The sequence below is a fragment of the Desulfosarcina sp. genome (assembly GCF_055467485.1).
Window position 1 is genome coordinate 73,818 of the sequence record NZ_JBUOIV010000004.1, and the last position, 13,567, is coordinate 87,384.

Here is a 13,567-nt window from a genome sequence, read left to right on the forward strand (position 1 = left end):
CCTTGTTATACGGGTTAACACCTGACGACATTCAAAATTGCCAGGGTCTGCGTTGAGCAGCGATGCTCGTTTGTGATGAGGTCGATGCGCACGCCTCATTTTCGATGAATACCACACCCTGATCGGGGCCGTTTTACCAATCGGTCTGAATTTCTCTTTCAAGCCTTTATCATGCCGATCGATACATTTTCTGTACATTTTTATCGGTATGGTGTCTGATATATTAAACACCACAAAAAAAAACAAGGTCCCTGTCGTCATCTGGGACAATTATTGGCTTTCATTTGTTATTTTTACCTGCATTGGCATTTGACATCGGAAGGTCTCTTGGGATAACCATGGTAGGATTATTTGGTTCAGATGTTGCATCTTCCGCAACACAATCAACCATCCATTTTTTCTTAGAGGACACGCCACCATTGAAACCGACATACGCTAAAAATGTGCTGAAAGAAGCCATCATCAACTGCCTGTCCGGCATACCGATATTTGCTGATCTGGATCACGCTGAATTGAACACGGTCAGCGACCACATGCATGTGTCCCGGTTTGAAGCCGGCGATCTTGTCTTTAGCGAAGGCGACCCGGGTGATGAGGTGTGCTTCGTCGTTGACGGCACACTCGACGTTTTGAAATTGTATGCCGGCAAACTTGAAAAAAAAATAGCTGTCAAAGCCCCTGGCGGATCCATTGGAGAAATGGCCGTCATCGGCAATTTTTCCCGCACCGCCACAGTCAAATCGCGCACTGATTCCACCTTGCTCACCCTGCCCCGACGGCGCTTTGACGAAATTTGTGAGGAACACCCGAAGATCGGGGTTAAAATCCTGAGATCGATTGCGCAACTGCTTAGCCTGCACCTGCGGGACACGTCCCAGGAGCTGTTTGAGCTCATATCTCCGAGAAAGTAAGATTGACCGGGTTGTCTCGATCCTTGCTGTCAAGCGGTCTACCGCCTATTCGGATCGTCTGCTGCCATTTTTCATCAGCGTAAACCGGTCATCACCCGGTCGCCTGATTTTAATATGAGACGCGCCGGTTACGACCATCCAATGAAGTCATCGCCGCAAAGGACAGCCAATCCTCACCAGCGGCTTCGGTGAAATCTAGCCGCCGCGACTGCGTGATCCGACTGTTCATTATCAAGTTCACGATTTACCTTGTCGTCCACGGTTCCATCCATCGGACGACCTGATGGCACGCCGGCCAACTTTTGGTTGACATTTGGCCTATCATAAAATAAATGGGTTACCCATTAACTTTACCTGCCCGATATGACAATTATATTTTTTGTTGAAGAGCGATCCACTGCAGGCAAGCCATGTTTAAAAAAACAAATCAGCAACGAATTTTCGAAGATTTGGTCTCACAAATCGAAGGGGCAATCCTGGATGGTCGCCTGAAGACCGGCGACAAATTACCGGCCCAACGAGACCTCGTCGATATGTTCCAGACCAGTCGGGGACCCCTTCGAGAAGCATTGCGGGTACTAGAGCAAAAGGGGCTTCTGGAAATCAAGCGAGGGGTGCGCGGTGGAGCGGTGGTCAAGCAGCCTGGCATGGCACCGGTGGCGGAAAGTCTGGGTCTTCTGATTCGCCATCGCGAAATCACCTTGGCAGAGCTTTCTGAATTCAGAGAGGGCGTCGAGGGCAGCGTGGCTGCCATCGCCGCCCAGCGATCCACCCCGGCAGACGTCCGTCATCTCAAATCGCTGCTGAAACAGGCTAAAAAGCATGTGGAAGACGGTATCGAAGCGTGGGAACGGTTCTGCCAGGTGGACAATCGCATCCACGTGGCCATTGCCAAAGCAGCCGGCAACCGGGTTTACGAATTCGTCCTGCGCATGGTCCACGACAACATCCAGCAGTATTATGAGGCCCACGCCCTTAAAGACCAGTCGTTCATGCAGGAAAACTATCAGGACCTGTATGATATCGTCACTGCGCTGGAAAAACAGCAGGCCACGGCCGTGCGCTCACTCATGCAAAGCCACGTGCGGCGTTTCAACCGCTATATGAACGGCCAGCAGCAATCCGGCAAAGACCACTCAAAAGGAGCGAACAAATGAACACCCAAAAATATCTCGACCTGGAAAACGAATTTGGCGCACATAACTATAAACCCCTTGACGTCGTTCTGACGAAGGGCGAAGGCGTTTGGGTATGGGATGTAGATGGCAAGAAATACCTGGACTGCCTGGCGGCCTACAGTGCGGTCAACCAGGGCCACTGCCACCCGGCGATCATGAAAACCATGATGGCCCAGGCCCAGAACCTGACCCTCACCTCCCGGGCTTTCCGGAACGACCAACTGGGCTATTTTTACAAGGAAATCTGCGAGTTGACCCGTTCCCACAAGGTGTTGCCCATGAACAGCGGCGCCGAAGCGGTGGAGACCGTTATCAAGGCAGTACGAAAATGGGGCTACCAGGTCAAAGGTATTCCCGCAGACAAAGGGGAGATCATCGTCTGCGCCAACAACTTTCACGGTCGCACGATCACCATCGTGGGTTTTTCCACCGACCCGACGGCCCGCAGCGGATTTGGACCGTTCACCCCGGGTTTCAAAATCATCCCCTTCGGCGATGCCGATGCCCTGGAAGCGGCCATCACCCCCAACACCGCCGGTTTTCTGGTTGAGCCCATCCAGGGGGAAGCCGGAGTTATCATTCCGCCAGCTGGCTATCTCAAGGCAGCCAGAGAGATCTGTGACCGCCATAACGTGGTGCTGATTCTCGACGAGATTCAGACCGGCCTGGGACGCACCGGACGGCTCTTGGCAGAGGAGCACGAAGGCATCGAAGCCGACCTCACCCTGGTGGGAAAGGCACTGTCCGGCGGCTTTTATCCGGTATCAGCCGTCCTGTCCAATAAAGAGGTCATGGATGTGCTGCAGCCTGGCGAACACGGATCCACCTTTGGTGGCAACCCGCTGGCCTGCGCCATCGCCCGCACCGCCATCCGGGTGCTCATCGATGAAAAGATGATTGAAAACGCCAAGGAAATGGGTGATTATTTTCTCGCCGGCCTGAAAAAGATCCAGAGCCCACATGTCAAAGAGGTACGCGGCCGCGGCCTGATGATCGCCATGGAGCTTTTTCACGAAGCGGGCGGTGCACGTCCCTTCTGCTACAAACTGGCCGACAGGGGTATGCTGTGCAAGGAAACCCATGAAAATACCATCCGCTTCGCCCCGCCCCTGGTTATCAATAAAGACGAAGTGGACTGGGCAGTGGAGCAGATCGATGCGGTGATGCGCACCTGATCTGAGACGATCGACAACTTTTCGCGATAGTGTCTTTATCTTTAAGGAGGAACACCCGTGAAACGCGATTTTTTGCATGTCACCGATTTTAGCGCCGACGAAATCCATGAAACCTTCGCCCTGGCCAAAGAGGTCAAGGCCCGTTTCAAGCGCCGGGAGGACTATAAACCGTTCAAGGACCACACCATGGCCATGATCTTCGCCAAGCCCTCCGCGCGTACGCGCATCTCCTTTGAGACGGGATTTTTCCGCATGGGCGGTCACGCACTCTACCTGGGCCCTTCGGACATCTCCATCGGCAAACGTGAGGCGGTCAAGGATATCGCACGGGTGGTGGCCCGCTACAACGATGTGATCATGGCCCGGCTATTCGCCCACGAGCACGTACTGGAACTTGCCGAATACGCATCGGTGCCGGTCGTCAACGGCCTGACTGACTACAACCATCCCTGTCAGATCATGGCGGACATGTTCACGATTTTGGAGCACCGCGGCCACCTCGATGACCTGAAGGTGGCCTATGTGGGCGATGGCAACAACATCGTGCACTCCTGGCTGCGCCTGGCTCAACGCCTGCCCTTCCATTTTGTCTGCGCCTGCCCGGACGACTATGAACCCGACGCCCGGACCATTTACGACGCCCGGCAGGCGGGCCTGTCTGAGATAGAAATCAGCCACGATCCCAAAACGGCCGTCAGGGATGCCGATATTGTCTATACAGACGTGTGGGCCTCCATGGGACAGAAAGAGGAAGCCGACACGCGCAAAGCGCGTTTCCAGGGCTTCCAGGTCAATGACGAACTGATGGCCGCCACCGGCAAGGCTAGCCTGTTCATGCACTGTCTGCCCGCCGAACGCGGCGTGGAAACCACCGACGCGGTGCTCGAGTCCGAGGCGTCGATCGTCTTCGACGAGGCCGAAAACCGGATGCACGCCCAAAATGCCATCCTCCTGAAAATCTGCGGAAAAGCCTGATGAAGAAAAAAGCCGACAAAAAGCCCGTTTTGCTGGTCGCTCTGGGCGGAAACGCCATGATCCAGAAGGGGCAGGCTGGCACCGTGGAGGAACAGTTCGACAACCTCAAGGTCCCGATGAAACAGATCGCCATGTTGTCAAGGGACTACCGGGTCATCCTCACCCACGGCAACGGTCCCCAGGTAGGCAATCTGCTCCTTCAGCAGGAATGTTGCGACTCGGTCCCCCGGCTGCCGCTGGAGATTCTCGTGGCCCAGACCCAGGGTCAGATCGGCTACATGATTGAATCAACCCTGGACGAAGCCCTCATGGCCATGGGCATCAACAACCAGCCGCTGGTGAGCCTGATCAGCTATGTGGTGGTTGACGAAAACGACAACGCCTTCAAGTCGCCCTCCAAGCCGGTAGGTCCCGCATTCAGCGAAGAAAAGGCCGCCACCCTGCCCTATCCCACGATCCAGACACCCAAAGGCTACCGGCGCGTGGTGGTTTCCCCCAAGCCGGTGACCATTGTTGAAAAACGGGAGATCAGGACCCTGATCGATGCCGGATTCATCGTGATCTGCTGTGGCGGCGGCGGTATTCCGGTGGTGCGCGCCGGACGTACATTCGATGGCGTGGATGCCGTCATCGACAAGGACCTGGCCAGTGCCCGCCTGGCAGAAGAGGTGGGTGCGGACCTGTTCGTGATCGCCACGGATGTGGACGGCGTGGCCCTGAACTACGGCAACCCCGAAGAACGCTATCTGACCGCCGTCAGCCTGGCGCAATCGGCCAAATATATCATCGATGGCCATTTCTCAGCCGGCGCCATGCTGCCCAAGGTGGAAGCGGCCATGCAGTTCGTCGGCGGCGGAGGGAAAAGGGCGGTAATTACCCGGGTCGACCGCATCGTCGACGCAGTGGCCGGAACGGCCGGAACCGAATTCGTCTTTGATTGATTGAGTTAACATCCAAGGAATTGAGGAGGACGCTCCCATGGCAGCTTTTCCGTTGTCCCACGTAATCGAGTCCCAGCAGTTCGACCGGGAACTGCTGGAAATGGTTTTCCAGACCGCTGACCAGATGAAGGCGGACCTTGATGGTGAGCGCCGCTTTGCCAGGTCACTGGAGGGCAGGATCATGGCATCCCTGTTTTACGAACCCTCCACCCGTACCCGCTTTTCTTTTGAAAGCGCCATGCTGCGTCTGGGCGGTTCGGTGATCACCACGGAAAACGCCCGGGAGTTCTCCAGCGCGGCCAAGGGGGAAAGCCTCTCCGATTCCACACGGATCATGAACGGCTATGCAGACGTGATTGTCATGCGCCACAATGAAGCCGGCAGTGCGGCACGCGCCGCTGAGATTTCCTGTATTCCGGTAATCAATGCAGGAGACGGTGCCGGCCAGCATCCGACCCAGGCCCTGCTGGACATGTATACCATCGTGGACGCCTTTTCTGAAAAGAACAGCCTGAAAATCGCCATGGTGGGAGACCTGCGCTACGGACGTACGGTAAGGTCCCTGTCATACCTCTTGACCAAGTATGAGAACGTGGAGATCATCTTCGTCTCGCCGCCGGTCTGTAAAATGGAGGGAGACATCAAAGCCTACCTGGATAAAAACAACGTTCCATGGCGCGAAGAAACGGACCTTGCCAAAGTTGCCCCGGAGGTGGACTGCGTTTATATGACCCGCATCCAGAAGGAGCGGTTCCATGACCCCGAGGACTACAAAACGGCCGCGGGCAAGTATATCCTTACCCCGGAGCGGGTCCGGACCATGAAACCGGACGCCATCATCATGCATCCGCTGCCCCGGGTGGATGAAATTCCCAAGGAAGTGGACGACGACCCACGGGCACGCTATTTTCAACAGGCCATGAACGGCCTTTACATCCGCATGGCGCTGCTGTACCTGCTGCTTAAGAAAGAGTAATCGTCTGTCTTCATCCGGAAACGGCACGTATTGATCCAGGGCGGCATTTTCAGGGTTTCGATCACGGAGTGAAATGTCAGCGTCATCCTCGACGCAGAAGGCAACACCTGGGGATTGAGCCCTCCCCGCGGCAAACCACGGGGAATGTGCTGCCAACAGCGGCGGTGCTGGGCAGCATCGCAAGAATGAATATCGATTCCCCGTTCGCTCGCATTCCCCCGCCGCAAGCGACGGGGAATACGCTCGCTATAGCGGTTCTAAAGCGTTGCCACCTTGGCCTGAGCCAAAGATTCCACTTCCGGACGGGACACGCCTGATTCCCATTGGTTGTGTTTTAAACGGCTTAGAATGGTTACCAGTCCAAGCTGGGCACTCAATTTCGACTCCCTCACGCGCTCCTCATCCTGCTTCGGGAATTTACACCACATATAGTGGCGCAAATCATTTCACAACCCCTCAAATTGTGCTTTCCGCTTTACAACCACCGGCCATGATGGTATCAACATACCAGCAATCGCCCTTTCCGGGCGACCGCTTCCGGTATATCGACGGCAATCAACATTACCCATTTCGATTTCGCCTTCGGGCGTAACGGCTGTTGCTGACCCGGGTCGAGCGTGTATCGCTGGACAGGCAAGCAGGAGCAGGTAGCGATGAAACTTAAAAAACTGGACATCGTCGGGTTCAAGTCTTTTTTTGAAAAAGCCAGTATCGCCTTCCCCCCGGGCATCTGCGCGGTGGTCGGGCCCAATGGCTGCGGCAAAAGCAATGTGGTGGATGCCCTTCGCTGGGTCATGGGCGAACAGAGCATTAAGCAGCTTCGGGGAAAAGACAGGGAAGACATCATCTTTTCCGGCGCCAGCGGCAAACCGCCGCTGAACCTGGCCGAGGTTTCCTTGACCCTGGTCAACGACAACGGCAGCATGCCGGAAGAGTACAGGGATTTCAGCGAGGTGATGGTGACCCGCCGGCTTTACCGCAGCGGCGAAACCGCCTACCTGATCAACAAGCAGCCCTGCCGTCTCAAAGACATCCACAATATTTTCATGGGCAGCGGGGTGGGCGCCCGCACTTACGCAGTCATCCAGCAGGGAAACATCGGCGCCATTACCGACGCCGGGCCCGACGAGAGGCGGGTCTTCATCGAGGAGGCGGCCGGCGTCACCCGCTACAAGATGCGCAAAACTGAAGCCCTGAGAAAATTGAACGCCACCAACCAGAACCTGCTGCGCGTCACGGACATCATCACCGAAATCGACCGGCAGATGGCCGGACTCAAGCGCCAGGCCCAGCGGGCGGAGCGGTTCAAAAACCTCAAGGCCGAGGCTCGGGAGGTTGACATCCGACTCATCCGCTATCGCGATGCCGCCCTGGGCCGTCAGATGGACGAAGCCGGCAACCTTTTAAAATCACTCAAAGATGAAGACATCGGCCAGAGTACCAGACTGCAAAAGATCGATGCGGCCATCCAAGCCATCAAACTTCGGCGCTCGGAAAAGGACCGGGAAATCGCCTCCCAGAAGTCACGCAAGTTCGACATTCAGCGCAAGATCGACCGCATGGAGGCAGACCTGGCCCACATGAAAACCGACCGTGAGCGGCTGATGCGCGAAGTCGCCGAACTGGAAGCGGCCAGGACCGATCTGTCGGCCAAGAACAGCACGATCGTGTCGGAAATCGAGGAAGTCCAGCGGCAGCACCTGGACCTGCAGTCCCAAATCAGTGATTTGAAAGAGACCGTCGCACGCGAAAACAGCGATTCGTCCGGCCTTCGTGAACGCATCGACACCCTGAACCGGGCGATGGAAACCGGCAAGAACGATCTGATGAAAATGGTGGCCGAGGAGGCCAGGGTCAAAAACACCCACCAGAACGCTGCCAATAACCGCGACAATCTCAAGCGCCGGCTCAAACGCACCGATGAAGAAGCCGCTTTAGCCGAGAAAACCGTTCTGGAAGCCTCCGGTCGCCGCGAGGCCGCCGATGCCGAACTGACCCAGACGAAAAACGAGATCCGCGACCTGGAAGGCCGGATGGCGTCCCTGAAAAAGGAGCTGGATGGCGCCATTGCGTCTCTGGCCACGCAGGTTAAAACCACACAGACCCTCGATATGGAACGCAACAAGGCCAGCAGCAGCCTGGCCACGCTGAAAAAGATGGAAGCCAATCTGGACTGGTACCGGGACGGGGTCAAGGCCATTCTCAAGTCCGCCAAACAGGAAACACCCCTGGCGGATGCCGGCCGGCCCACCGGTATTGTCGGGCTCCTGGCCGATGTGATCGACCCGGCCCCCACCTATGAAACCGCCGTGGAAGCGGCCCTGGGTGAATCCCTTCAATATATCATGGTGCAGGACCAGCCTTCAGGCGCCGACGCCATCGGCTATCTGCAGAAAACTCAGGCAGGGCGGTGCGGCTTCATCCCCGTGGGGGGCATGCGAACCGTGGACGATCGCCCGCATAAGCAACCGGAATCCGGCCATCTCCTGTTGAATTACGTCCGCGTCAAGGAGGGTTTTGAATCGGTGGCCGGTGCCCTGCTGGGACATGTGGTGGTCACCGACACCCTGGATGCGGCCCGGGAAATTTTCAACCGCAACGGCAAGACCCAGACCGTTGTCACGCGGGGCGGCGATCTGCTCTCCTACCAGGGCGTGATGATCGGGGGCAGCCCGGACAAGTTGTCGGGCATTCTGGCAAAAAAACAGGAAATCAAATCCCTTGCCCTGCAGTGTGACCAACTTGACAAGCAGGTGAAAGAAGCTCACCAGCTCCAGACGGAAATGGAGGTCCGGGTCCGCGGCCTCGAAAAACACTTGCAGGAAACCATCTCTGAAAAAAACTGCGCCGCCCAGGACGCCATGGAGGCGGAAAAAGCCCTCTACCGGGCCGACGAAGACCTGAAAAGCGCTCGGCGGCACCATGAGATCGTCCGACTGGAGCAGGAACAGCTCATGGGCGAAGAGATGGACCTGGACGAAGAGATCGAGCGCTACCATGCCCTGCTGGAGACCATGGCCCGCAACGTCACCCAGGCCCAGGAACATGTGGCCCGCACATCGGCCCAGATCGATGAAACCGCCTCACGGCTGGAAGCCTTCAACCAGCGGATTGTTGACCTGAAGCTCAAGCTCACCTCCGCCAGCGCCAACCTGGACAATTGCGCCGGTACGCTTCGCCGCCTGAAAGATTTCCAGGCAGATGGGGTCCGTCGTCTCGAACAGCTTTCCCATGATATTACCGCTAAAACCGAAAAGATCGAGGGGACTGGCAAACGCAACGAAATCATCAGCCGGGATCTTGCCGCCCATTACGAAGCACTCGAGCAGATAGACGGCAGGTTGGGCGCCGAAGAAAAGGCCTTTGGCGACATCGACGCCCGACTCAGGGAGAACGACGACCAGATTTCCCAGATCCAAAACCAGCGTGAGGCGCTTCACCAGAAAATCCGCATGCTGGAAATGGATCTGGCCGAAAAGCGGATCAAGCGGGAAAACCTGGAAAACCGCTGCCAGGAATACTACCATTGTGCCATCGCCGATCTCGGTAAAACCGATGAGCAGCCGGATGAAACCGGCCGGCAAACCCCCGAGGAACTGGAAACGACCCTGGCCGCCATCCGCCAAAAGATCATCAATATCGGCGACGTCAACCTGGAGGCAATCCGCGAATTCGAGGAGCAAAAGGAGCGTTGCGATTTCCTGTGCGAACAGCGCGACGATCTCGTCAACGCCATCGATGGCCTGCACAAGGTGATCCGCAAGATCAACCGCATCACTCAGGAGCGTTTTCTGGACACCTTCAACCGCATCAATGAAAAGCTCCAGGAAGTTTTTCCCCGATTGTTCGAAGGCGGCACCGCACGCCTGGAACTGACCAACCCCACCGAACCGCTTGAAACCGGAGTGGAATTCATGGTTCACCCGCCCGGTAAAAAACTCACCCGCATGAGCCTGCTTTCCGGCGGTGAGAAGGCGCTATCGGCAATCAGCTTCATCTTTTCGATCTTCCTCCTCAGACCGGCATCCTTTTGCCTCATGGACGAGATCGATGCACCGCTGGACGACGCCAACGTCATGCGTTTCAACAACCTGATGAAGGTGATCGGTGAAAAATCGCAGATCATCATGATCACCCACAACAAAAACAGCATGGAGTTTGCCGATACCTTGTTCGGTATCACCATGGAACAAAAAGGATTGTCCAAGGTCGTGTCGGTAAACCTGGACCGCGAAAACCACTCAAAGGAACTCACCGCCGCCTAACACCACTGATAGACGCATAAATAGCCAGATTTCAGACGGATTTGTCATAAGTTCACGATCAAGGCTCGCGCGCCGCAAAGGCCAGCGGGGTTCGCGGGCGAACGTTAGACTGATCAACATCAATACGTCAAAAATCTCCCGCAGGGAATCTTCAATCCTTGAGGAATGAGGCGTACTTATGGTACGCCGTAGTGACGAGGGGTGAAGCGTAACATAGATAGTGGACTGTTGGCGAAGCCGTCATCATTGAAGGACATCCATGGCATTCAACTGGTTTAAAAAAAAGAAAGACAAGACCCGCGAGCAGGCAACCGGAGCGCCGCCGATTGATGATCAAAACGATGAGACCATTCCGGAGCCGGAAGCGCCCGTCGACGGCGGGATGATCGAACCGGAAGCGCCGGCGGCAGAAGGAGAAGATGCCTCACCGGTAGCCAAGGAAGAAGCGGCGCCGGAAGTGCCGCCGGCGGATGACGCACCCGCTGAAAAAAAGGGCAAGGGCCTGTTCGCCCGGCTGAAATCCGGGCTTTCCAAAACCCGTAAGATTCTCACCACAGATATCGATGACCTGTTTCTCGGAAAAAAACTGGTTGACGACGACATGCTCGAGGAACTGGAAGAGCTGTTGATCACGGCTGATATGGGCGTCCGGACCACCATGGACATCATGGAACGGATTGCGGGAAAACGATCGCGCATCGCCGGTGCCAGTCAATTGAAAGCGGTCTTGAAAGAAGAGATCCTGGCCTATTTCGAGGCCCTGCCCGCGCCAGCGGCCGAGCCTGCCGCCAAACCCCACGTGGTCATGGTGGTGGGGGTCAACGGGGTGGGCAAGACCACTACCATCGGCAAACTGGCCGCACACGAGTCCCGTAACGGCAAGAAGGTGTTGATTGCCGCCGCCGATACGTTCCGGGCAGCGGCAATCGAACAGATGAGCATCTGGGCCGAACGGGCCGGGGCGGAGATCGTCCGCCACAAGGACCATGCAGACCCGGCAGCCGTGGCCTACGACAGTGTCGATGCCGCCGTCTCCAGAGGAACGGACATCGTCTTCGTCGACACCGCCGGCCGTCTTCATACCAAGGTAAACCTGATGGAGGAGATCAAAAAGATCCAGCGCACCCTTGCCAAGCGGCTTCCCGACGCCCCCCATGAAGTGCTCTTGGTGCTGGATGCCACCACGGGGCAAAATGCCCTGTCACAGGCCAGGATGTTCAACGAGGCGCTGGGTGTCACCGGCATCGCCCTGACCAAGCTGGACGGCACGGCCAAGGGCGGCATCGTGGTGAGCATCTGCAGCAGCCTGAACATCCCGCTGAAATATATCGGTGTGGGAGAAAGCGTGGAAGATCTTCAGGCGTTCGACCCGAAGCAGTTCGTGGATGCGCTATTTTAAGACTTGATGGGATTCAAGGGACCGAGGATCAAGCTAAAGGCTCAAGAATGGCAACTCGCAATACGCACGACATACATCCTGCCGGTTCTGTGCAATGAACCAGCGGGAAAGAAAAAAATCGCCGAAAAAAGATTCTTGACCCCTTGCCCCCTGGAATCCGCGAACCTTCTTTTTTCAGGTGCCGGCCATCTGCCGGCCGGTCTTGCGATACAGCTCTAACCCGATAATCCCTGATTTTTTAATCTGGTTGGCCGATTCAAAGGCCTGGATGATTTGCAGGGCGTTGACCTCGAGGCCGGGTACCGCCACGACCGGACAGATGTATTGGGCCCGTCGATTCGTCAGCCCCGACCCTTGAAGATCGGTCTCGGTCAGTATGCCGAGCAAGGTATAATTGCTGGTCGCCCCGGCCAGCACGGACATGACCGATGGGTTGCATCTCAGGTTGTTTATAAACAGATCCAGTGGGTTGCGCGCCCATCGGGTACTGAATACCCAGCGGCTGATTTTCTTCGGATACCCGGTGAGCTGCCATTCCGAGGCTCGCCGGTTATTGATCACCGCCACGGCAGAAAATTCACAAGACAGGCCTCTGGCCAAAGTGGTATCCCGGTTGTAGCTCAGATACTGCAGGTTCTGGGTTTTATCAGGCATGCCGCCGATCACCAGCACATCTTTGAGCAGCGGGACGTTCGGTTTCACCACCCGTGCTACCGAATGGATCAGATCATCGATATAATTGTTTTTCAACCCGGCACCCTCCCGTTTGCAGCGATTCTCGCATTGTGATTCAGCTCCATAGTGTTAACTGACATTTCACCCGACCGTCCGTCAACTGCTTTTTACGGACGGCGAAAAAGCCACCTCTTGTTTTTTCTGCGCATTCGTTAAAGGTTCCTACACGCTGATCGATCCGGATGGCGATCCCTGCCGCCGAATGAAGTCAACCACCTGCCGGGCATACATCTGCGGGTAATGCTCGAAAATGTTGTGTCCGCATTTGGGGAAAACCAGCAGCTCGCCCCGGGTTGAATGGCGGTAGAAGTCAACCCCCTGTTCCACGTCAAAAAAATAGCCCCGGTCCGGGTACATGACCAGGATCGGACAGGTCACCTGGGAAATCGCCGGCCGGAGATCGAAAAGGCCGGTTTGGCCATAGCACCCGCCGCCTTTGGCACAGACATCATAAAATACCCTCCCCCGGCCGGCACCGTGCCAGCGAATGTATTTTTCCTGGAGTTCCGGCGCCAGGTCTTCGAAGGTTGCCGGCAGCTTCTGGCGGTTGAACGCCTTTATGGAAATAGCACTGTGGCAAAGGGTGCTGGCCGTGGCAAGGGTTCGGACCTGCTCAGGGAAGCGAACGGCATAGTCCACACCCACGACTCCCCCTTCGCACTGGCCGACGATGTGAAAACGATCGACCTCCAGCAGGGCCATCAATTCGGCCATTGCCGACACGCTGTGTTCGCGGAAATGCGCATCCACATAGTGGCCGGCAAAGTCAGCCCCGCCGTCCGATCGGCCGAACCCGCGCCGGTCATATAAAAGCACCCGGAACCCGGCGGCGACCAGCATCGGATAGATCCCTTCCCACATCATGCCGCAGGAGAATCCGTTATGCAGCAGCACGATGGTCTCCCCATCCCCGTGGATTTCGTAGTACGTGTCCAGACCGTCTATTTTCACGATTGACATGGGCAGTTCCTCGACCGCTCATTGACCGGCATCGTCTGCGTCTGCATCATCC

10 protein-coding genes are annotated in these 13,567 nt (G+C 56.4%); 8 read left to right on the forward strand and 2 right to left on the reverse strand.

The window, feature by feature from the left end; all coding sequences use genetic code 11:
* Window positions 1–284: 284 nt before the first annotated feature.
* The 8 genes from ACZCED_RS03310 to ftsY all read left to right on the forward strand — a co-directional run bounded on the left by ACZCED_RS03310 (window position 285) and on the right by ftsY (window position 11,820).
* Entirely contained in the window at window positions 285–911 is a 627-nt protein-coding gene (locus ACZCED_RS03310; protein WP_462972099.1) for a cyclic nucleotide-binding domain-containing protein, read from the forward strand.
* Between the two features lie 410 nt (window positions 912–1,321).
* Window positions 1,322–2,068: a FadR/GntR family transcriptional regulator gene (locus ACZCED_RS03315; protein WP_462972100.1), complete on the forward strand. Its 747-nt coding sequence runs from the start codon at window positions 1,322–1,324 to the stop codon at window positions 2,066–2,068.
* Window positions 2,065–3,264, forward strand: coding sequence for an ornithine--oxo-acid transaminase (gene rocD, locus ACZCED_RS03320; RefSeq protein WP_462972101.1), 1,200 nt, complete (start codon window positions 2,065–2,067; stop codon window positions 3,262–3,264). The genes ACZCED_RS03315 and rocD overlap by 4 nt, the downstream gene beginning before the upstream one ends.
* A 57-nt stretch (window positions 3,265–3,321) precedes the next feature.
* Window positions 3,322–4,239 carry an ornithine carbamoyltransferase gene (argF, locus tag ACZCED_RS03325; protein WP_462972102.1) on the forward strand — a complete coding sequence of 306 codons (918 nt, stop codon included), beginning with the start codon at window positions 3,322–3,324 and terminating at the stop codon, window positions 4,237–4,239.
* Window positions 4,239–5,180, forward strand: a complete 942-nt coding sequence (gene arcC, locus ACZCED_RS03330; protein WP_464860208.1) for a carbamate kinase — start codon at window positions 4,239–4,241, stop codon at window positions 5,178–5,180. Before argF ends, arcC begins: the two co-directional genes overlap by 1 nt.
* Before the next feature lie 37 nt (window positions 5,181–5,217).
* Entirely contained in the window at window positions 5,218–6,156 is a 939-nt protein-coding gene (pyrB, locus tag ACZCED_RS03335; RefSeq protein WP_462972104.1) for an aspartate carbamoyltransferase, read from the forward strand.
* A 653-nt stretch (window positions 6,157–6,809) separates the two neighbouring features.
* Window positions 6,810–10,421: a chromosome segregation protein SMC gene (gene smc / locus ACZCED_RS03340; protein WP_464860209.1), complete on the forward strand. Its 3,612-nt coding sequence runs from the start codon at window positions 6,810–6,812 to the stop codon at window positions 10,419–10,421.
* A 259-nt stretch (window positions 10,422–10,680) separates the two neighbouring features.
* Window positions 10,681–11,820: a signal recognition particle-docking protein FtsY gene (gene ftsY / locus ACZCED_RS03345; RefSeq protein WP_462972106.1), complete on the forward strand. Its 1,140-nt coding sequence runs from the start codon at window positions 10,681–10,683 to the stop codon at window positions 11,818–11,820.
* Window positions 11,821–11,994: 174 nt separating this feature from the next.
* Here ftsY and ACZCED_RS03350 read toward each other — a convergent pair whose 3' ends face one another.
* Together ACZCED_RS03350 and ACZCED_RS03355 are read right to left on the reverse strand one after the other, a co-directional pair.
* A complete protein-coding gene (locus tag ACZCED_RS03350; RefSeq protein WP_462972107.1) occupies window positions 11,995–12,570 on the reverse strand; it encodes a hypothetical protein in 576 nt (191 codons plus the stop codon).
* Window positions 12,571–12,717: 147 nt separating this feature from the next.
* A complete protein-coding gene (locus ACZCED_RS03355; RefSeq protein WP_462972108.1) occupies window positions 12,718–13,515 on the reverse strand; it encodes an alpha/beta fold hydrolase in 798 nt (265 codons plus the stop codon).
* Between the last annotated feature and the right edge of the window lie 52 nt (window positions 13,516–13,567).

What these genes read in the sequence shown, in the direction of transcription:
- pyrB (WP_462972104.1), top strand. Translation starts at nt 5,218, where the DNA reads ATGGCAGCTTTTCCGTTGTCCCACGTAATCGAGTCCCAGCAGTTCGAC.
- ACZCED_RS03355 (WP_462972108.1), bottom strand. Translation starts at nt 13,515, where the DNA reads ATGTCAATCGTGAAAATAGACGGTCTGGACACGTACTACGAAATCCAC.
- rocD (WP_462972101.1), top strand. Translation starts at nt 2,065, where the DNA reads ATGAACACCCAAAAATATCTCGACCTGGAAAACGAATTTGGCGCACAT.
- ftsY (WP_462972106.1), top strand. Translation starts at nt 10,681, where the DNA reads ATGGCATTCAACTGGTTTAAAAAAAAGAAAGACAAGACCCGCGAGCAG.
- smc (WP_464860209.1), top strand. Translation starts at nt 6,810, where the DNA reads ATGAAACTTAAAAAACTGGACATCGTCGGGTTCAAGTCTTTTTTTGAA.
- ACZCED_RS03315 (WP_462972100.1), top strand. Translation starts at nt 1,322, where the DNA reads ATGTTTAAAAAAACAAATCAGCAACGAATTTTCGAAGATTTGGTCTCA.
- arcC (WP_464860208.1), top strand. Translation starts at nt 4,239, where the DNA reads ATGAAGAAAAAAGCCGACAAAAAGCCCGTTTTGCTGGTCGCTCTGGGC.